Below are 19787 nucleotides of genomic sequence, written 5' to 3'. Positions count from 1 at the left end.
GTCACCGAATACTCGATGACATCACCGGCAGCGTTCAGCACGTTGTCGCCTTCCGCATCCACCGATACCACAGCCTTGCTGATGCCAAGAACGGGGACTTGTACTACGGGTACCTCAGCAACGTCCGTTTCCGGTTGGGTTTCGTTGGTGTCACCCGTCGCGATGTTGTCGATCGTACCGTCGCCGAAGCCATTGGAATCGATGTCTTCCTGCGTAACGGTATAGCTGGCAGTGTATTCCCAGATTTCGTTGACGTCGAGCAGGCCATCCTGGTCAAGGTCGCCGATGTTGTTGCCAGATCCATCCTCGACCGGAGTCGCATCGACCGTAGCGTAAGCTTCGACCTTATCGGTCATTGTCACACCGGAAAGCGCATAGTTTCCGGTGTTGGCGATGGTGAGGCTGTAATTGATTACATCGCCTGCGCTGTCGACTTGTCCGGTGGCGTCGTAGTCCGCACCGTCTTCCACGGATGACACGGTTTTGAGCACCTCGATGCCCGGAATCTGGAGCAGCGGAGCATCTTCATTGTCCGATGCCGAAACCTGACCTGCGGACGATTGCGCAACGACGGTCGCAGTATTGTCGATGTCGCCGTCGGGTCCGTCCGGGCTGTCGTCGCCGTTGCTGTCGAGTTCATCCTGCGTAACAGTGTGGACCGCAGTGTAAGCCCATTTCTCACCCACCTCGAGAATATCGTCATTGTCGCCAATGACATCAGCGAGGCGAACCAGGGAATCGGCATCGATATTCGGATCGGTTAGTTCGACATCTGTCAGGTCGAGTTCGCCATCATTAGTGACGGTGAAAAGGTAGACTACCTGATCGCCGGCATCATCTGCGCCGCCGAGTCCATTCAAACCGCTGCCATCGATGATCTGGGGCACTTCTTTGACGAGATCGATGCTTGGTTGGAGCGGCTTGTTACCGATCGGATCGACCTGGATAATCTCGCCAGAGTCGGTTTGCGATGAGATCAATACCGTTTCGAAATCACCCGTGGTCCGCAAATAACCATCCGGCACAATCTCCCGAATCTGAACGGTGTAACTCGTGTCGTTGATACCAAACCCACCCATCGAATAGGTACCATCCGCATTGGTGATATCCCATTGCTCGAGGGCCGTGTCGGTGCCGGGATCGAAAACCCCGTTCTCGTTAGCATCGATGTAATCGAACTCGCCGTCTTCATCGAGGTCGGCAAAGATGAAAACGCCACCGAGGCCGTCTTCTCCTTCATCGCGGACGCCATCACCATCTGTGTCCTCGAATTTTGCGCCTTGGACTATCGCGGCGTTTTGAAGGTTCCATTCCTCGAAACCGCCCTGGACACCCCAGTCTTCCCCGGCAGCACCCATCTTCACATACAGATAGACATATGTAGTAGCCGGGTCGGCATCGCCGAATTTCTCGACTGGAATCAGGACTGAATAGTCATCATTGCCGGAGCCCGATGAATTGGCTTCGCTCAGGAGGACTGAAACCTCACCATTCGCGTCCATATCGTAGATCAACTCTTCGGAACGAAGTGTCGTGAGATCTTTGATGGAGTTATCCGAGGATGCGTAAAGCTCGAATTCGTCGAGCGAAATTTGGGTATCCGGGGTGGCATTGGATTCGTTCAGGTCGACTCTGAATTCGTAATAGGCTTCCTCGATTCCATCCCCATCAGCGTCGAAGAATGTAACAGGGATCGAACCAAGTAGGATTGTCTCGGTCTTGGATTGGTCGATTTCGTCGTTCGAACCATCGAGAGGATTGGTGTCGTTGGAATTGAAACCCTCCTCGATGCTGTCGTCATCATTGTCATCCTGGATGGCGAGGAACGTGTTGTAGTTTCCGGTTCCCGCACCGATGTTGACTGCGTCTAGGAAAACTGCACCGTCGATAATAGCTTTTGACCCAGCTGTCGTAAGGTCGACGTCATCGATCCCATCCGCAGTGTCATCGGTGATGACTGGAAGCGTAACGGTATCGTCATCGCGTTCCTTGTCGAAATTTCCGTCGCCGTCTTGATCTACCAGGATAGCCATTCTTCATCCCCTAAAGCCTGAGTTGCGATAGGCGGCCCCAGGCGACCTTTACTGGTCGCTCTGTGATTGGTGCACGTCATGCTTGGCAGACGAGAGGAAGGCGAAATAGATGCCTTCGACGCATCCGGACATTCGTCCGAAGTCTGCATCGCAAGGCGGCCCATAAATTCTATTTGATCCCTGATTGTGCAGGTTCGGAAACGACTCGCCTGCCAAAAGGGTTAACAAGAAGTTAACTCTTTGGGTGGACGAGTCAACTCGCTTGCAAAGTCAATCGTATTTTGGCGGAAATCTACAGGAATATTGCAAAGGGTTTGCGCAATATTATTACGGGAGCAACCCTGGTGCTCATGACCGAAATTGGCGGACAGGGTGGGATTCGAACCCACGAAGGGCTTGCACCCTTGCCGGTTTTCAAGACCGGTGCATTCAACCGCTCTGCCACCTGTCCGCCGCGCCATCCCCGCTAGCGTTGCGAAGTGTCTTTGTCATCCCGGAACTGACAATGGTTTTGCATAGTAGGGTTACGGATGACATCTCACGTTCACAGTCCTACTGCAAAGCTATGCCCATGACCCGACGCCCGATTTTCTCGTTTTTGTTCGCCACCTTACTTGCCTTAGCAGCTTCGCCTGCTGCGGCGCAGGACATGTCCTTCGACGCGTACCTGCAGCTGCTGATCGCGCAGGCGAGGGCTGAAGGAGTGAGCGAAGCGACCTTGCAGCGAATGACTGCAGGGCTCGAGCCCAATACCCGGGTGATCCAGCTCGATCGGTCGCAACCGGGTTCTCCCACACGTTCGGGCTATCCGCCGCTTGCGCCATACATCGCGACCCATGTCGACGATGCACGGATTTCCGGGGGGCGGCGTAACTATGCCAACGCCCGCTCCGAGCTTGTAGCTCTGGAGCGCAGGTTCGGAGTTCCCGGCGAAATCCTGGTCGCAATCTGGGGGCACGAAACTGCGTATGGAGCGGTAAAGGGCGGGTTCGACCTGTCCCAGGCCCTGGCAACTCTTGCCTGGGAAGGGCGCCGACGTGAATTGTTCGCGGGTGAATTTGTCGCGCTGATGAAAGTCGCCGACAAGGGCTATTCCCGCAGCGAGCTCAAGGGAAGCTGGGCCGGAGCGTTCGGCAATCCGCAATTTCTCCCCAGCGTCTACCTTCGCCTGGCCGCGGACGGAAACGGCGACGGGCGCGCCGACATAATGAACAGCCGCGCCGATGCGCTGGCGTCAATCGCAAACTACTTCCGCGATGCGGTCTGGCGGACCGGCCAGCCATGGGGAGTGAGCGCCTACGTCCCGTCTGGCTTCGACGTCGACCGCTACCGTACGAAGCTGGAAGCGCCTGTCTGCTCGCGAGTTCATGAACGCCACAGCCAGTACAAGACCGTCGAGGAATGGAGAGAGCTTGGTGTTCAGCCGCAGATTCCGCTGGCACCTGGCACCATGGTCTCGTTGTTCCAGCCTGACGGTCCGGGCACACCTGCCTGGCTTCTCACCTCGAACTATCGCGTGATCCTCGAATACAACTGCTCCAACTACTACGCTATGAGCGTTGGCCTGCTGGCGGATGAGATCGCTCGCTGACGGAATTTCTCGGCCGGATTAGTCCGGTGGAAATGTCGGAGGGCAACTCGCCAATCGCAGCGGGGCTGGCTATACCTGTGGCCGAGTTCGAACAGTCATTGGGAACGCCGGGCAGCCGGCGTGGAAACGTTTGCCAATACCGACCCGCTTGATCGCATATGCGACCGCCAGCATTCTTGCCGCTCAACCACTTTCCGCCCAGGTGGGGAGCGCCCAGCCTCCGGCGACAGAGGATGCGCCGATCGCTTATTTGCTGGACCTCACCAGCGGGCAGGTCCTGTTATCGCGGGAAGCTGACAGGCGGTTTATGCCGGCGTCCATCACGAAAGTCATGACGACCTTCCTCGCTTTCGAATGGATCGAGGAAGGGCGACTGGTGCCCCGCCAGGTTTTCACCGTCGACCCGGAAGTCTGGGATGAGTGGAATAACGTCGGCTCCACCATGTTTCTGCCCAACCGTGCCCGCGTGACGGTCGACCAACTTATCCACGGGGTCACGACGGTTTCTGCAAATGACGGCGCGGCGGCCCTGGCTCACGGGGCAGCAGGTTCGATCGATGCATGGGTGTCCGAAATGAACGCGAAGGCCCGGGAAATCGGCATGCGCGACAGTCACTTCGGGACACCGAATGGCTGGATGGACAATGGCAAGACGTTCACGACCGCGCGCGATCTGGGAACACTCGCCGCATCGATGATCGGCAGGCATCCCTCCAAGTACCGGCATTACGTCGGTCGGACCGAATATACCTACAACGATATTACGCAGCCCAATCACGATCCTATCTCGGGCCGTGTGCGCGGTGCGGACGGGATCAAGACAGGCTTCACCAACCAGGCGGGCTACGGATTTCTCGGTTCGGCCGAGCGAAACGGACGGCGCCTTGTCATGGTGGTGGCAGGAAGTCCTCGCTCCTCAGTGCGTGACCGCGCTTCGCGAGAGCTACTCGAATGGGGTTTTCGCGAATTCGAGCAAAAGCAGCTGCTGGGAAGGGGAGCAATCGTCGGAGAAGCGCAGGTCCAAGGTGGCGACGCCGGTACAGTGGGTCTCGCCGTACCGGGTGGAGTGTATGTCAGTCTTCCGGGCGACGCCGATCCCAGGATCGAGATGACCATCAGCTATCGCGGTCCGCTCCGCGCTCCGATTGCGGAAAACGAGCAAGTCGCCGAACTCCTAATTCAGGCAGAGGGTATGCCGGATTACCGAATCCCGCTGCACGCCGCAGCGGAGGTGGGTGAAGCGGGCTTCCTTGACCGGGTGGCAAACGGGTTTCGCGGATGGCTGCGGTGACCAAGGGGCGCTTCATCTCGTTCGAGGGTGGCGAAGGCATGGGCAAGTCGACCCAGGCGCGCTTGCTGGCGAACTTCCTCGAAGGACGTGGCCTGAATGCGGTCCTCACGCGCGAACCGGGCGGAACACCGGGGGCGGAGGCCATTCGTACGCTGCTCCTTCACCCGCCGGGGGAAGGCTGGGAAGCAGAAGCCGAAGCCCTGTTGTTCGCAGCCGCGCGTTCGGACCATGTCGCACGCCTGATCAGGCCGGCGATCCGGGAAGGCTCGTGGGTCATTTGCGATCGCTACCTGGATTCGAGCCGGGCATATCAGGGCAGGGCAGGGCAGCTGGGTGACGCTGCTGTGCGACAGCTCCATACGATCGGAAGTCATGGCCTCTTGCCGGATGCTACGATCGTTCTGAGAGCTTCGGCGGATCACGTTCAAGAGCGCCTGCGCGCGCGAGACGGCGACGAGACGGATGCCATCGGCGGTCGCGATGACAGCTATCACCTCGCTGTGAATTCCGCCTTCGAAGCATTCGCGTCCGAAGAGCCCGACCGCTTCCGGATTATCGACGGAGAGGGAACAGTGGAGGAAGTGCACCAGCGCGTTCTTGCCGCCCTTTCTCCCATGTTACCGGAGCCGCGCCCTTGAGCCTCGTCGGTCACGATGATGCCTGGGCCGAATGGCGATCGGCATTGGGCGGCGCGCGGATGCATCACGCCTGGCTGCTGGCGGGTAAGAAAGGGCTGGGCAAGGCCAGTTTTGCCCAAGCTGCCGCGAGGGAACTCGTCGGCGTGGATCCCGGTTTCGGGGATCATCCTGACATCCTCACACTCACCTACGGTCCGAAGAACAAGGAAGAGGCAAAGAAGCGCGACGACGGCAAGCCCTATGATCTCGCACGCGGCATCAAGGTGGAGCAGGTTCGGGAAATCCAGAGGCGCCTGACGACACGTCCCACCATGGGGAACCGCAGGGCCGTCATCATCGATCCGGCCGACGACATGGAGACAGGCGCATCGAACGCTCTTTTGAAAAGCCTCGAAGAACCGCCCGAAGGTACGTTCTTCCTGCTCGTCGCGCATAGTCCCGCACGTCTCTTGCCAACCATCCGCTCTCGCTGCCGGACCGTCCGCTTTCCCACCCTTTCAAAGGAGCAAATGGACGCGTTGCTCCGGGAGCTCGCCCCGGATGCCGACATTGCCACGAGAGACGCCTCCATCGACGCCGCTGCCGGTTCTCCCGGCGCCGCTCTGTCCTTCGTCGAACGGGATCTCGGGTCGGCTGCGCGCTTGATGCGGACGATCATCGAGAAGGGCGACAGGGATTTTGCGCTTCGCGGTGAACTGGCTGGCGTCATCGGGGCCAAGCAGGACATCCCCAGGCTGCAGGCCATACTCGATCTCGCTCGCGCGATACTCGCGGAAAGGGTGGACCATGCCGGTGCCGATCCCCGCAAACTCGTAGAGACGCATAGCGAACTCGTACGCCTGACCGGTGAGCAGCCGACCTACAATTTCGACCCCGGATTGATCGCGATGGAAATCGGTACCTTGCTCGCCGCTGCCGGGGCGGCTAGCGAGCGCCGCAATGGCTGATCCTTTCTACATTACCACCGCAATCCACTATCCCAATGGCAAGCCGCATATCGGCCATGCCTACGAGACGATCGCTGCAGACGTCATCGCTCGCTTCCAGCGCCTGATGGGTCGGGACGTGCGGTTCCAGACCGGGACCGATGAACACGGCCTCAAGATGGCACAGAAAGCACGCGATATGGGCAAGACCCCGCGTGAGCTGGCCGACGAAATGTCGGGCGCGTTCAAGGACTTGTTCGACCGTCTCGATATCACCTACGACCGCTTCATCCGGACAACCGACGAGGATCACCACAAGGCCAGTCGCGCCATCTGGCAGGCGATGGAGGCCAAGGGCGATCTCTATCTAGACCGCTACGAAGGTTGGTATTCCGTTCGCGACGAAGCCTACTACGACGAGAAGGAACTCGTCGAAGGGGAGGGGGGCGAAAAACTATCTCCCCAAGGCACTCCGGTTGAGTGGACCGAAGAAGAGACCTGGTTTTTCCGGCTGTCGAAATACGCCGAGCCGCTTCTCGAATTGCTGAAGACCCCCGGTTTCCTGGAGCCCGCAAGCCGCCGCAACGAGATGATCGCTTTCGTAGAGGGCGGCCTCAAGGACCTGTCCGTCAGTCGCACCAGTTTCGATTGGGGTGTTAAGGTACCGGGCCACGACAATCACGTGATGTACGTATGGGTCGACGCGCTGACCAATTACATCACGGGAGTCGGATATCCCGATGGTGGCGAGGCCTGGGACAAATACTGGCCCGCTAGCCTTCACCTGATTGGCAAGGACATCGTGCGTTTCCACACGATCTACTGGCCTGCCTTCCTGATGAGCGCCGACATCCCCGTGCCGCAGCACGTTTTCGGCCACGGCTTCCTCCTCAACCGAGGCGTCAAGGAATCGAAATCCGCCGGAAATGTCACCGACCCGAACGAGCTGGTCGACCTGTTTGGCGTGGATTCCCTGCGCTACTTCCTGATGGCTGAAGTCGTCTTCGGGAAAGATGGCAGCTATTCTGCAGAAGCGCTTGTAAACAAAGTGAATGCGGAGCTGGCGAACAGCTTCGGCAACCTCGCGCAGCGTACCCTTTCGATGATCCACAAGAACATGGACGGGAAGTTGTCGGACTTCGAACCCAATGGCGATGACAAGGCGTTGCTGGGCACTGTCCAGAATGCGTGTCGCGAGGTCCTCCCCCAGGAATTCGAGGCACTGAATTTCAGTGTCGGCATCGAAGCCTGGCTGAAGGCAGTTTTCGCCTGCAACGCCTATGTTGACGAGCAGGCGCCCTGGGCATTGAAGAAATCCGATCCGGACCGGATGCAGGCTGTCCTGGAGACCCTTTTCATTGCAATTCGCGACCTTGCAATCGCAATCCAGCCCGTGGTCCCGACGAAAGCCGCCGCCGTCCTCGACCAGCTGGGCGTCGCGGCAGACCGGCGAACCTACGGCGATCTCGCAGACGAGGGCTGGTTCCCGGCCCTCGTCGCCTCGGGGCACACGATCGAGAAGCCGGTGCCCGCATTCCCGCGGCTCGAACTGCCCGAAGCGGAAACGGCGTCCTGATGCTCGTCGACAGCCATTGCCACCTCGAATACGAAGGCCTCGTCGAAAATCAGGCAGACGTGCTCGATCGTGCACGGAACGCCGGGGTAGGGGCCTTTCTCAACATTTCCACCAAGCGGGACGAATGGGATCGGATCATCGGGACCGCAGCCGCGCAAAGCGATGTGTGGGCCAGCGTCGGCATTCATCCGCACAATGCCGATGACCATCCAGACTTGACGCGCGAGGAATTGCTCGAAGCGGCCAGCCACCCGAAGGTCATCGGGCTGGGTGAAACCGGTCTCGATTACTATTACGATCATTCGGATCGCGAAGCGCAGCAGCGACTTTTCCGCATTCATATCGACGTTGCGCGCGAGACCGGTTTGCCGGTCATCATCCACACGCGCGACGCGGAAGAGGACACGCTCTCCATCCTCACCGACGAGATGGAGAAGGGGGCCTTCCCAGCGCTCATCCATTGCTTCACGGCATCGGCCGCGTTCGGTGAGGCTGTCCTGAAGCTCGGCCTCTCCATTTCCATATCCGGCATCGTGACCTTCAAGAATGCCAAGGATTTGCAGGAGGTTGCGAAGGCAGTTCCTTCCGGGCGTCTGCTCGTTGAAACGGATAGTCCGTTTCTCGCACCCGTTCCGCATCGCGGGAAACCGTGCGAGCCGGGGTATGTGCGAGATACGGCAAGTTTCATCGCCGAATTGCGCGGTGAAACGCTCGAGGAACTTGGCACCTACACGACCGAAAACTTCTACAGTCTGTTTTCCAAGGCGGCCGCATGAAACTCTTGATGCTTGGCTCCGGTACGTCGACCGGCGTGCCTCGCATCGGGAACGACTGGGGTGAATGCGACCCCGGAAATCCGCGCAATCGCCGCACGCGGGTCTCTATCATCGTCGAGAACGACGCGGGCAAACGCGTGCTGATCGATACGTCGACCGACTTGCGAGCGCAGCTCTTGGCAAACAACATTGCCAAGGTCGACGCTGTCTTCTGGACGCACGACCATGCGGATCACTGTCACGGGATCGATGATCTCAGGGTGATGCGATACGATCGCACCAATCCTCTCCCGGGATACGCAAGCAAGGTTACCTGCGACCGTCTTCGCAAGCGGTTCGATTACGTGTTCGAGGGACAGTTCGGCTATCCGACGCTGATGGATCTGCAGGAAGTCGGCCAGGTTCGCCTGGTTGTAGGCTTCGATTTCAAATATGTGGAGATGCCGCATGGGCCGGTAACCAGCACCGGTTTTCGGTTCGAAGCGGACGGCAAGTCAATCGGTTATGCGACTGACTTCAGCGAGATTACGAAGGAGATGGTATCCTGCTTCAAGGGCACGGATCTCCTCGTGGTCGATTGTCTTCGAAGACGGCCGCATCCCACACATGCGCATCTTGAGATGGCCATCGATTTTGCGCGCCGCTGCAAGGCGAAGCGCGCGGTGTTGACGCATCTCGACAAGAGCATGGACTATGCTGCGCTCGAGGCCGAGGTGCCGAAAGGCTTCATTGTCGGCTATGACGGATTGGAGATCGGATTATGAGCGGCGGTGGCTGGGTCTGGGCTGCATTGATGGGCGCATTGGCAATCGCATACCTGACCGGAATGCGCCGCGACGGCATGACCGGCAGCGAGATGGTGAAGATTGCTGCGATCTGGGTTGGAATAATCCTCGGAGCTTACATCCTGGTGAGCTGGCTGACGGGGATGGACTGAGACTCCAATCGCGCGTCGCCTCGGCTGGTACTTAACAGGCTGAGCGGTTCCGCTAACCGTTGCACTTAGTTCCCCCAAATTTCGTGTTTAAACACAAATGGTTGAGGGGCTTTTACGGCCGCAGTGACCCTCTCCGTTGTTGCACAACCGAAATCTCAGTGTGTAGCAACTTTGGTCAGTTGTCCTCACCATTTAGGCACGCGTTTAGGTCCCATTGAGTGCTCAACCCTCTTTGAAGTTTCTTCAAAGAGGGTTGAGCGCAACCGCCGCAGGCGGAATAGGCCTCAGCCTGTGGGAAGTCGATCGTGGCAAAGAGGCAGTGGCCGCTTTGCGCCCTAATCCCGGTCATTCGAGTAGTCACGATTTTCGCCCAAAAGCTGCCGTTGGTTCAGACTAGCGTCGATGGCAGCTATGCGCCCCAATAGCGGCCATAAAGTCAGGCCAGGACACGCTTGAAAGCTGCCGTTCCAAAGTTTCGTCTGATTGAGGGAAAATAAGCCTTCAATCGCAATAGGTCGAAAAATTTTCTTCGCGATGCGTCTTGGTCGCTGAAGTGAGGCGCATGAAATCCTCGTTAAGTTCGGCTTTGCCGTATCGTGACCGTGCACGAATTAAGTTGCTCCTTCATTATGACTTTCGGATGAGCACCACCCCAGCAATCACAAGCGCGCCGCCAGCCAGAAGCCAGGATTGATCGACAAGCAACGCGCTAGCTATGATCAATGCGGCAGCTAGAGGGCCTTTCAAGGACTGACGCTCATTGCGAAGTCCAGCGAGCTGCTCGATACTGAGCGGATCGAGCTGAACCGGCACATATCCTGACTTTGCGATCGAGTTCGCAGTGGCAAGTATGTCGGGCAAGGACGCCGACAAACCCAGCAGCTGACCGCGAAGTCTCTTCAAACCCGACCGAGCGCTGCCGAGCGAGAACCGCTCGGCGAGAAGCTCCGTGATGATCGGCCGGGTCTCTTCGGCGATGTTGTAGTCCGGTGCCAGCGATCGGACGAAGCCCTCTGCAGTCAACAAGGTACGCAGAAGAATGGCCAGATCAGGTGGCAGAACCAGTCGATAATCCCGCAACAGGTCGAAAGCGCGGGAAAAAATCTGCGAGAACTCGATGCCAGATAGCACGGTCCCCCTGAACTCTCCGATCAACTGATCCAGATCCACCGCGAGCGCATCGCGATCCACCTTCGGCTCCCCCGCCCATGCGAGCAGGACATTCGCGACATCGCTGGTTTCCTCACCAGCGATCGCAAGGACGAGGCGGACGATCTCGTCGCGCCTGGCCTTGGTGAGCGTCCCGACCGATCCAAAGTCGATGAAGCCGACATCCTGCTCGCCGATCATGAAGACGTTACCGGGATGGGGGTCGCCGTGAAATTCGCCGTTCAGGATGATCATCCGCAGGACAGCGTTGGCATAGCTTTTAGCGAAAGCCGCCACCCGCGGGTCGCCCGATGGGCTGCCCAGCGAAGACGCGGGCCTGCCGTACAGGCGTTCCTGAACGTTCACCCGCAGCCCGGTCAGTTCCCAATGGATGGCCGGGGACCTGACGCCGATGGTATCGAGATATGCGCCGATCCGCTCGCAGGCTCGGGATTCCGCAGCGAGGTCCATCTCCCAGGCAAGATTGCGGCCGAAGGTCCGCAGAAACTCGACTGGCCGGTAACGCGCGATGTCCGGCGACCGTGCTTCCACGATCCCGGCAAGGCGTATAAGGAGGCGCACATCAGCCTCCATCCGAGCGGCAGTGCCTGGCCGCCGAACCTTCACGATGACCTCGCTTCCGTCCCGCAGTCTGGCGGAATAGGTTTGCGCTATGGAGGCAGAGGCCAAAGGCTTTTCGTCGAACTGCGCAAAGTCGCTCCGCCAGTCCTCACCCCAGCTTGAAGCAAGTACGGGCTCGATATCTGCGAAGGGCACTGACGACACCTGATCGTGCAGGGTTGAGAATGCCGTGATCCAGTGTTCGGTAAACAGATCGCTTCGGGTGGCGAGGAGTTGCCCCAGCTTTATGCCGACTGGCCCGATGTCACGGAGGAACGCCACAACTGCAGCCGGATGAAATTCGCGAGGATCGATGACATTGCTCGAAGAGGGAATAAATCCGAGGGCTCCGGCGAGATTCTTCGCGCCGTGCCTCATTAGGATTTGGCCGATCTCCGCGGCGCGAGCGATGCTGCTGATAGGCTTTTCCGGGGGCGATGCCATGATTTTACTCAGCCTCGGCCCGGAGTTGGTCCAGATTTTCCGATACCCTTTCAAGAGTCTGCTGCAACGTTTGCTTCTCGTCGGCGGCAATGTCGCGCCAAAGCAGACCATGAAGCCTATCCGCGGAGCCTCTCAGTTCGGGCAGCAGATCGTCAAGCTGCTCCGTGAGGATGAGCTGCCACGCTCGCCGATCCGTCTCAGCTCGAAGCCTTTTCATCAGCCCGCGTGCGCAAAGACCTGCAACCGCCTGGCCGATGGTCGCCGATTCCAGTTCCAGTTTCTTGGCGATTTCAGCCTGCGTAAGGGCAGGATCGCGAAGAAGTTGTCCGATGATCCTCCACTGTGTCTGATTGAGACCGATCCTGGCGACCCTCGCATCGTACACTCTGCGCGCGCCGCGACTGATCTCGTCCATAAGATAGAGAATGCGGTCATCATCGGTGATGAACTTCTGCCGACGCTGAGACCGTGACATGGTATCTGGTTTTTCATCCATAGCGCTGTGTAGTCGGATAGCCTCGGATGCCCAAATGCAAACTGCTAAATGCCTTTACTATCTGACTCACGGCTCATAGGGCGCGAGACGCGTTCACCTTTTACTGAGGCTGCCGAAAGAGTCAGATGACCGATAACTCCAACCAACCGGAGCAGGAGGGCACAACCCCAACGAAACCGCAATCGCGGCGTGGCTTGCGCATCGTGCTAATCATCGTTGGTCTTGCCGTGCTGCTTGGCGGGATCTGGTGGTACTACCGGCACGTAACCTACGGACAGTACATGCAGACGACCGATAACGCCTATGTCGCTGCCGACAGCGTCGTTATCTCTTCCAAGGTAGCGGGATACGTCGAAGAGGTCTTCGTGGGGGAGAACGAGCAGGTTGCTCGCGGCGGAGCCCTCGTACAACTGGATCTGCGGGATTATCAGGCGCAAGCGCAACAGGCGCGCGCACAGATCGCTGCGACCCTGGCCGGTGCCGACACAATCCGTTCTCAGGTAGCCGAACAGGATGCAGCCATTCGCCAGGCGCGGGGCCAACTCGCCGCCGCGCGCGCAGCACTGGACCTCGCGAACGACCAGGTGGCGCGATATCGGCCCCTTGCCGCGACAGGAGCCGAACCGCGGGAAAAGCTAGACCAGTATGAGGCGCAGGCGCGGCAAGCGCGGGCCGAACTCGTCGCCGCGCAGGCAGCGGTGGCTGCCGCGACCGCGCGCCGAGGGACCCTGTTCGAGCAGATCAACCAGACCCAGGCGCAGGCGGACGCTGCTCGCGCTCAGCTGGAAACAGCCGACCTTACGGTTGAATCGACCTTGCTGCGCGCCAGCAAGGCCGGCCGCGTCGGCGATCTCTCGGTGAGGGTGGGCCAGTTCGTGCAACCGGGTCAACGTTTGATGACGGTGGTTCCGGTGAGGGCGATCTACGTGACGGCAAACTTCAAGGAAACGCAGGTCGGCCTGATCCGGGCCGGCCAAAGCGTCAGGCTCGAAGTTGACGCCCTACCCGACCTTGAGATCGCGGGGCGAGTGGTCAGCATATCGCCGGGAACGGGCGCGGAATTTTCCATCCTCCCCCCCGAAAATGCCACCGGCAACTTTACCAAGATCGTTCAACGGATACCCGTCCGCATCGGTATCGATGCTCCCCCTGAAGTGCGGCGTCTGCTCGTTCCCGGCATGTCGGTAGTGGCTACGGTCGACACCCGGAATGCTGCCGGCGAATTGGAAGAGATCTCGAGTCGGACTCAATGACCGAGATACTGGCAGCGCAGGACACTTCGATCGGGCCGGCCGGGGGCCGAAAGAACGCAGACGTGACTGCCTGGGTCGCTGTGGCCGCGGGCGCGCTTGGCGCCATGCTCGCGACGCTGGACATATCAATCGTCAATTCCGCACTCCCCGTCATTCAGGGCGAGATCGGTGCCACAGGCGCCGAAGGCACCTGGATTGCTACGTCATTTCTCGTTGCTGAAATCGTCGTCATTCCGCTGAGCGCTTGGCTCGAACGGCTGTTCGGTCTGCGAACCCTCCTCATCATCGCGGTTAGCGCGTTCACCGCATTTTCGGTGCTATGCGGGATTGCAACCGACCTTACGACCATGATCATCGGCCGAACGGGTCAGGGATTCACGGGCGGAGTCCTCATTCCGACCGCAATGACTATTGTGGCTAAACGATTACCGCCGCACCAACAGCCAATCGGAATGGCCCTGTTCGGCATGACTGTGGTTCTTGGCCCCGTGATGGGGCCATTGATCGGCGGCTGGCTGACCGAGAACCTGAGCTGGCACTATGCCTTTTTCGTCAATGTGCCAGTCTGCGCAATCCTGCTGCTCTTGCTGTTTATCGGGCTGCCTCACGAGAAGCCCAAGTGGGAATATCTCACGGACGCCGATTGGGCTGGCATTCTCGGGCTGATCCTCGGACTGGGCGGTCTGACTGTTGTACTCGAGGAAGGGCACCGTGAGGAATGGTTCGAGTCCTCACTCATTCGCTGGCTAACGGTGGTGACCATTATCGGCTTTGCCTGTTTGATTTACGGACAGGTGAAGGCACGCAAGCCAGTCTTGAAGTTGCAGCTCCTGTTCAATCGACAGTTCGCCAGCGTCGCGATCATGGCGCTCGCCCTGGGCATGGTGATGTATGGTTCGACCTATGTCATTCCGCAGTTTCTGGCGATCATCTCTGACTATAATGCTTTTCAGACGGGACTGGTCATCTTCTGGATGGGTGTCCCGGCCTTTCTCCTGATGCCGGTTCTGCCCCTGATGATCCGCAAGGTGGACATCCGCATTGCCGTCGGCACCGGAATGCTGCTGATGGCGATCAGCTGCTTTGTCAGCACGAGTCTGACCGCCGAATCCGGCGGCGCTGTCTTCACTGAAAGTCAGCTTATCCGCGGGGCCGGAATGATACTTGCGATGATGTTCCTGAATCAGGCAACGGTTGCGTCGGTGGCCAAGGAAGACGCGGGCGATGCCTCGGGCATTTTCAACGCGGCCCGCAATCTTGGCGGATCATTCGCCCTCTCGGCCCTCGCTTCGTTCCAGGACCAGCGAATTTGGCACCATACGAGGCGCATGGAAGAAACGCTGAATGCGAACAGCGTTTCGCTGCAGACCTATCTCGACGGACTGGCGCGAAGCTTGGGCGATATGGAACGAGCGATGGCGGCACTCGGCGGCACTCTCCAGCGCGAAGCGTTCATCATGACCTACAATGATGTCTTTCTGGTGATGGGACTTCTCACACTCGCGACAGTCCCGCTTGTTCTGTTCCTCAAGCCGCTTCCGGAAAATGTCTCCCTTTCGATGCACTGAGCCCGAGATTATGCGCCACTTGCTACCTCCGATTATCACTATCGCCTTGCTAGCTGGATGCACGGCTGGGCCCGATTATGCAGGCCCCCCGGAAGTTGTGTCAGCAGACACGGGCACTCGCTTTGTGCGCGCTGGCAGTGATGTGAGCGCATCTGATCCGGTTGTCGCTCAATGGTGGCTGCTGCTCGGCGATCCCGAGTTGACGCGGCTGGTGGAGGCTGCGCTGTCCGGCAACCCTTCGCTCGCCGCAGCGCAGGCGCGCATTGCCCAGGCACGGGCATCCATCAGGCAAGACCGTGCGGGTCGAATGCCATCGCTTGGGGCACAGGCCACCACCGTGCAGGGCCGGCTTCGTGGTCTCGACATTCAAGGCGGGGCGCCCCCCCCGTCAGAGCAAACCAATTCCGACGCAGAAACCGATGACTCGCTCAGCTTTTTCAATGTGGGCCTTAACGCCAACTGGGAGCTGGAGTTCGCCGGTGGCTCGCGCAGGCGCATTGAAGCCAGCAATGCCCAAGCTGCTGCAACCGTGGCCAATGCAGAGGACGTAAAGGTCCAGTTGACTGCCCAAGTGGCCAGCACCTACGTCAATTTGCGGGAGGCCCAATTCCGCGCAGAGCAATTTGAGGCGCAGATTTCGTTGCAGGAAGAGATCCTGGCGCTGACATACCAACGCTATCAGCACGGTGCATTGCCGCTTTTCCCGGTAGGCACCGCGAATGCCGAACTGGAGATGCTCAAGTCACAACTTGCCGAAGCTGAAGCGGATATCGCAGTCCTGTCTGATGCACTCGCTATACTGACCGGACAGGTGCCGGGATCAGTTGATGCAGCGCTCACGACTGCGCATTCCATTCCCATGCCGCCAGAGCAGGTCGCGATCGGCGATCCGGCAAGCCTGGTGGCGCGTCGGCCTGACATAAGGGCGGCCGAACGGTCTCTTGCCGCGTCGACGGCGCGGATCGGGGTGGCCGAGGCGGCGCGGTTCCCGAAATTGTCCTTCACGGGGATACTGGGCCTCGGCGGATCCTCGTTGGACGACGTTGTCGATGTCGGCGATTTCTCCGCACTCGCGATCCCACGCCTCCAGTGGAATTTTCTGGATTTCGGCAGGGTAGACGCTGCGATCGACCAAGCCGGGGCGGCGCGCAACGAAGCAGTCGCCAATTACCAGCAGACGGTGCTTCTGGCACTGCAAGACGCCGAACGTGCCTTGGCTCGCTTCGGCCAGCAGCGTGTGGCGCTCGCTGCCAGTATGCAAATCAAGAAGCAGGCTGACGGCGCGGCGGACCTGAACCGCCAACGTTTTGCCGCAGGAGCGATCTCGAAGGCTGACCTCAACCGGGCCCTGCGAGAACAGCAGCAGGCCTCAGCAGACCTCGTCCGGGCAAAAGGTGCCCTTACGCTGGCGTGGATCGCGCTGCAGAAGTCGCTGGGCCTTGGGTGGCAAGAGCCTGTTCGAGATCAATAGTCCCGCCGCGCTGATCAAGTGATCCGGTTGACGAGAAGTAGGCGCCCCTGCCGCTGGCGACCAACTTGTCGTCGGGCTCGAGAACCCGGGTTTCCGCCACCGAAATCTGTCGCCCGATCTTCACGATCTGTCCGTGAGCAGTGAGAGGTCCTGAGGTTGCAGGACGGTGGTAATCGACATGCAGATCGGCCGTCGCTCTCGCCGCGACGCCCCCGGCAAGCAGAGTATAAAGCCCGGTGAGGTCGACCAGTGAAGCCAGGATCCCTCCATGCGCCGACCCAATCATAGGGTTCGACACGATCTCTTCGCGCCATGGCATGGTGATCGCGATTCCCTTGTCGGAGCATGTTGCAATCTCCAGCCCAAGCCATCGATGAAACGGCGCGATATTCAGCATTTCCTGCAAGCGCTCTCGATCGATCATAGCTCCCTCGTCCCCTGTGGTTGAGCCGTATCGCAAGAGTGATGGGTTCGTAGGAAATCGACGATAGCGGCGGAGAAGGCATCGTTCGCATCGCCCACGACCATGTGCGTGGCATCGGCAATATCGGTGTATTCTGCATGGGGGGCGAGTTGTCGCAGATGCAAAACGGCCTCTTCGGAAACAAGATCGCTAGAGCCGCCTCGGATGAGGTGAAGCGGAAGCGTGAGATTCGCCGCAGCTTGGCTCAGCATTGCCGATTGACGTTCTTGGCTGTCTGGGTCGCCTTGTCTGGCTGACATTATATTACGGATAAACACCGGGTCCCAGTGCCAATAGAAGCGCCCATCCGACTTCTGCCGCAGATAGTTTTTCAGACCATCGCTCGCGCCCCGCTTGGGACGATGCGGTATGTAGCGAGCGATCACGTCGGCCGCCTCCTCTGGTGAGGCGAAGCCGCTATCGACATGCTCTTCCATGAAACCAACCACGCGCATCACACCGCTGGGCTCCATGCGCGGGGCAATGTCGACCAATGTGAGTGAAGCAAAGCTACCTGGAGCAAGCTCCCCTGCGGCAATCAGTCCAGCGAGCCCGCCCAGTGAAGCGCCAACCAGCGCTGGCTTCTGGTCCAGGCGCGACGCTGCAGCGACCAGATCCGCCGCGAAGTCGCGCATTTCATAAGCTCCGCATAGCGACCAATCGCTGTCTCCGTGACCGCGCATGTCGAAGGCGATTGCGCGAAAGCCGGCTTGAGCCAGCTCGCTGACCACCCTTCTCCACGCGCGCCGTGTCTGCCCGCCGCCGTGCGCAAGAAGGACGGGTTTAGCGTAGGCATCCCCCTCAGCCTCGGCTGTAAGAGAAATCGCGCCTGCGCCCTCAATCGTAAAGGTTTCTCTCGCCATCTCCGGATGGTAGGAAAGGCGCGCTAAATAGTAAACCAATTTAGTTTGTGGCTCTCGGCTCCGTGTTGGCTGTCCTGCAGGGGCGTTTCAACGACGGCAAAAGTCTATGCCAAGAGGGGTTTCTCCAGACCATTCTCTAATGCACCGGCTTGCGATTCGGTCAGTAGTCGCTGTCCGCTTTGTCCCCCGTCAGCACCTATGGCACAGATTTGAGGTTGTGATTTAAGGAGGATTTGGGCTTCGTCGTAGTGACGAAGGAACGAAGATGAAGCCCAAATCCTCCAATGCAAAATCGCCTGCCGAGCGGGTGGTCAAGGACATACGCCGCAAGACCCGTCGACACTTCTCTGCCGAAGACAAGATCCGGATCGTTCTTGACGGTTTGCGCGGGGATGACTCCATTGCCGAGTTATGCCGCCGCGAAGGCATTGCCCAGAGCCTGTACTATACCTGGTCCAAGGAGTTCATGGAGGCCGGCAAACGCCGCCTGGCTGGCGATACAGCCCGTGCCGCGACCACGGACGAGGTGAAGGATTTGCGCCGTGAGGCGCGCGATCTGAAGGAATGTGTGGCCGACCTGACGCTGGAGAACCGTCTGCTCAAAAAAAGCATGATCGCGGATGGGGGAGACGACGAATGAGGTACCCCGCATCCGAAAAGCTGGAGATTATCCGGATCGTCGAGCAGTCGCACCTGCCCACCAAACGGACGCTGGACCAGCTCGGCATTGCTCGACGGACCTTTTACCGCTGGTATGATCGTTACCTCGAAGGCGGGCCGGAGGCACTGGCAGACCGGCCCTCTGCGCCAAGCCGGGTGTGGAACCGCATCGGTGAGGACATCCAGCAGCAGATCGTCGAGATGGCGCTGGAACAGACCGAGCTGTCCCCTCGCGAACTGGCGGTGCGCTTCACCGACAAGCGGTGCTACTTCGTGTCCGAAGCCACGGTTTACCGTCTGCTCAAGGCCCATGATCTGATCACCAGCCCGGCCTACACGGTGATCAAGGCAGCCGAGGCGTTCCACACAAAGACCACGCGGCCGAACGAGATGTGGCAGACCGACTTTACCTACTTCAAGGTCATCGGGTGGGGCTGGATGTATCTGTCGACCGTGCTCGACGACTTCTCGCGCTACATCATCGCCTGGCGGCTGTGCGCCACCATGTGCGCCAGCGACGTTACCGACACGCTCGACATGGCGCTGGAAGCTTCAGGCTGCGACCATGCCAATGTGCTGCACAGGCCGCGCCTGCTCAGCGACAATGGCCCGAGCTACATCGCGGGCGAGCTGGCCGAATACATCGAGGCCAACAAGATGAGCCACGTGCGCGGCGCGCCCTTCCACCCGCAGACCCAGGGCAAGATCGAACGCTGGCACCAGACCTTGAAGAACCGTGTGCTGCTGGAGAACTACTTCCTGCCCGGCGATCTCGAACAGCAGATCGCGGCGTTCGTCGAGCACTACAACCACCGGCGCTATCACGAGAGCCTCGACAACGTGACGCCTGCCGATGCCTACTTCGGCAGGGCTCCTGCTATCGTGAAGCGACGAGAAAGGATCAAGCGAAAGACACTCGAACATCGGCGCTTGCAACACCGCAAGCTCGCCGCCTAAACATCAATCCCAGACGAGGCCCACACTCCGTAAGCCTACGCCGCAAGTTGTGCCAAATGTTCTGACGACGGACA

General features: G+C 59.4%; 17 protein-coding genes and 1 tRNA gene. 12 read left to right on the top strand and 6 right to left on the bottom strand.

Annotation, left to right across the window (positions count from 1 at the left end; genetic code table 11):
* Positions 1 to 2033, bottom strand: a 2033-nt coding sequence (locus BM173_RS14050) for a DUF7507 domain-containing protein (RefSeq protein ID WP_218152656.1), incomplete at its 3' end; no start/stop codon positions are given.
* A gap of 361 nt (positions 2034 to 2394) precedes the next feature.
* Positions 2395 to 2484 (bottom strand) — tRNA-Ser (locus tag BM173_RS14045).
* A gap of 198 nt (positions 2485 to 2682) precedes the next feature.
* Between BM173_RS14045 and BM173_RS14040 the strand changes: the two genes are divergently transcribed.
* The 8 genes from BM173_RS14040 to BM173_RS14645 all read left to right on the top strand — a co-directional run bounded on the left by BM173_RS14040 (position 2683) and on the right by BM173_RS14645 (position 9768).
* Positions 2683 to 3624, top strand: coding sequence for a lytic murein transglycosylase (locus BM173_RS14040; RefSeq protein WP_245755911.1), 942 nt, complete (start codon positions 2683 to 2685; stop codon positions 3622 to 3624).
* Between the two features lie 148 nt (positions 3625 to 3772).
* Positions 3773 to 4915, top strand: a complete 1143-nt coding sequence (locus tag BM173_RS14035; RefSeq protein ID WP_245755910.1) for a D-alanyl-D-alanine carboxypeptidase family protein — start codon at positions 3773 to 3775, stop codon at positions 4913 to 4915.
* The gene (gene tmk, locus BM173_RS14030; protein WP_090483102.1) at positions 4912 to 5553 is read left to right on the top strand and encodes a dTMP kinase; all 642 of its coding nucleotides are present in this window, start codon (positions 4912 to 4914) and stop codon (positions 5551 to 5553) included. Before BM173_RS14035 ends, tmk begins: the two co-directional genes overlap by 4 nt.
* Positions 5550 to 6500: a DNA polymerase III subunit gene (locus tag BM173_RS14025; protein WP_090483100.1), complete on the top strand. Its 951-nt coding sequence runs from the start codon at positions 5550 to 5552 to the stop codon at positions 6498 to 6500. The genes tmk and BM173_RS14025 overlap by 4 nt, the downstream gene beginning before the upstream one ends.
* The gene (metG, locus tag BM173_RS14020; RefSeq protein ID WP_090483099.1) at positions 6493 to 8055 is read left to right on the top strand and encodes a methionine--tRNA ligase; all 1563 of its coding nucleotides are present in this window, start codon (positions 6493 to 6495) and stop codon (positions 8053 to 8055) included. Before BM173_RS14025 ends, metG begins: the two co-directional genes overlap by 8 nt.
* Positions 8055 to 8831: a TatD family hydrolase gene (locus tag BM173_RS14015; RefSeq protein WP_090483098.1), complete on the top strand. Its 777-nt coding sequence runs from the start codon at positions 8055 to 8057 to the stop codon at positions 8829 to 8831. Before metG ends, BM173_RS14015 begins: the two co-directional genes overlap by 1 nt.
* Positions 8828 to 9595, top strand: a complete 768-nt coding sequence (locus tag BM173_RS14010; RefSeq protein ID WP_090483097.1) for an MBL fold metallo-hydrolase — start codon at positions 8828 to 8830, stop codon at positions 9593 to 9595. Before BM173_RS14015 ends, BM173_RS14010 begins: the two co-directional genes overlap by 4 nt.
* The gene (locus BM173_RS14645; protein ID WP_177201919.1) at positions 9592 to 9768 is read left to right on the top strand and encodes a hypothetical protein; all 177 of its coding nucleotides are present in this window, start codon (positions 9592 to 9594) and stop codon (positions 9766 to 9768) included. Before BM173_RS14010 ends, BM173_RS14645 begins: the two co-directional genes overlap by 4 nt.
* A gap of 627 nt (positions 9769 to 10395) precedes the next feature.
* Here BM173_RS14645 and BM173_RS14005 read toward each other — a convergent pair.
* Positions 10396 to 11982, bottom strand: coding sequence for an ABC1 kinase family protein (locus BM173_RS14005; protein ID WP_090483096.1), 1587 nt, complete (start codon positions 11980 to 11982; stop codon positions 10396 to 10398).
* Positions 11983 to 11986: 4 nt separating this feature from the next.
* Complete coding sequence (locus BM173_RS14910) at positions 11987 to 12397, bottom strand: MarR family winged helix-turn-helix transcriptional regulator (protein ID WP_224199439.1); 411 nt, start codon at positions 12395 to 12397, stop codon at positions 11987 to 11989.
* Positions 12398 to 12603: 206 nt separating this feature from the next.
* On the opposite strand from BM173_RS14910, the gene BM173_RS13995 reads away from it, so the two are divergent.
* The 3 genes from BM173_RS13995 to BM173_RS13985 are packed head-to-tail and all read left to right on the top strand — an operon-like array spanning position 12604 to position 16770.
* Entirely contained in the window at positions 12604 to 13731 is a 1128-nt protein-coding gene (locus tag BM173_RS13995) for an HlyD family secretion protein (protein ID WP_061926347.1), read from the top strand.
* Positions 13728 to 15299: an MDR family MFS transporter gene (locus BM173_RS13990; RefSeq protein ID WP_051051456.1), complete on the top strand. Its 1572-nt coding sequence runs from the start codon at positions 13728 to 13730 to the stop codon at positions 15297 to 15299. Before BM173_RS13995 ends, BM173_RS13990 begins: the two co-directional genes overlap by 4 nt.
* Positions 15300 to 15309: 10 nt before the next feature.
* Positions 15310 to 16770 carry an efflux transporter outer membrane subunit gene (locus BM173_RS13985; RefSeq protein WP_090483094.1) on the top strand — a complete coding sequence of 487 codons (1461 nt, stop codon included), beginning with the start codon at positions 15310 to 15312 and terminating at the stop codon, positions 16768 to 16770.
* Here the strand turns inward: BM173_RS13985 and BM173_RS13980 are convergent.
* The gene (locus BM173_RS13980; protein ID WP_090483093.1) at positions 16700 to 17194 is read right to left on the bottom strand and encodes a hotdog fold thioesterase; all 495 of its coding nucleotides are present in this window, start codon (positions 17192 to 17194) and stop codon (positions 16700 to 16702) included. The two genes, BM173_RS13985 and BM173_RS13980, sit on opposite strands and share 71 nt — an antisense overlap.
* Entirely contained in the window at positions 17191 to 18096 is a 906-nt protein-coding gene (locus tag BM173_RS13975; RefSeq protein WP_090483092.1) for an alpha/beta fold hydrolase, read from the bottom strand. The genes BM173_RS13980 and BM173_RS13975 overlap by 4 nt, the downstream gene beginning before the upstream one ends.
* Positions 18097 to 18361: 265 nt before the next feature.
* Between BM173_RS13975 and BM173_RS13970 the strand changes: the two genes are divergently transcribed.
* A protein-coding gene (locus BM173_RS13970; RefSeq protein WP_090483091.1) for an IS3 family transposase occupies positions 18362 to 19713 on the top strand; the annotation gives its coding sequence in 2 pieces (ribosomal slippage) (positions 18362 to 18697 and positions 18700 to 19713; 1350 coding nt in all).
* Positions 19714 to 19787 lie beyond the last annotated feature (74 nt).

It is taken from the genome of Qipengyuania nanhaisediminis (assembly GCF_900115585.1).
GTDB lineage: Bacteria > Pseudomonadota > Alphaproteobacteria > Sphingomonadales > Sphingomonadaceae > Qipengyuania > Qipengyuania nanhaisediminis.
Note: the sequence above shows the minus strand (reverse complement) of the source record. Positions and strands in the feature narration are given on the sequence as shown.

Coding starts and splice junctions, on each gene's coding strand:
- BM173_RS14040 (WP_245755911.1), top strand. CDS start 2,683: ATGTCCTTCGACGCGTACCTGCAGCTGCTGATCGCGCAGGCGAGGGCT.
- metG (WP_090483099.1), top strand. CDS start 6,493: ATGGCTGATCCTTTCTACATTACCACCGCAATCCACTATCCCAATGGC.
- BM173_RS14015 (WP_090483098.1), top strand. CDS start 8,055: ATGCTCGTCGACAGCCATTGCCACCTCGAATACGAAGGCCTCGTCGAA.
- BM173_RS14010 (WP_090483097.1), top strand. CDS start 8,828: ATGAAACTCTTGATGCTTGGCTCCGGTACGTCGACCGGCGTGCCTCGC.
- BM173_RS14645 (WP_177201919.1), top strand. CDS start 9,592: ATGAGCGGCGGTGGCTGGGTCTGGGCTGCATTGATGGGCGCATTGGCA.
- BM173_RS14005 (WP_090483096.1), bottom strand. CDS start 11,982: ATGGCATCGCCCCCGGAAAAGCCTATCAGCAGCATCGCTCGCGCCGCG.
- BM173_RS14910 (WP_224199439.1), bottom strand. CDS start 12,397: ATGGACGAGATCAGTCGCGGCGCGCGCAGAGTGTACGATGCGAGGGTC.
- BM173_RS13995 (WP_061926347.1), top strand. CDS start 12,604: ATGACCGATAACTCCAACCAACCGGAGCAGGAGGGCACAACCCCAACG.
- BM173_RS13990 (WP_051051456.1), top strand. CDS start 13,728: ATGACCGAGATACTGGCAGCGCAGGACACTTCGATCGGGCCGGCCGGG.
- BM173_RS13985 (WP_090483094.1), top strand. CDS start 15,310: ATGCGCCACTTGCTACCTCCGATTATCACTATCGCCTTGCTAGCTGGA.
- BM173_RS13980 (WP_090483093.1), bottom strand. CDS start 17,194: ATGATCGATCGAGAGCGCTTGCAGGAAATGCTGAATATCGCGCCGTTT.
- BM173_RS13975 (WP_090483092.1), bottom strand. CDS start 18,096: ATGGCGAGAGAAACCTTTACGATTGAGGGCGCAGGCGCGATTTCTCTT.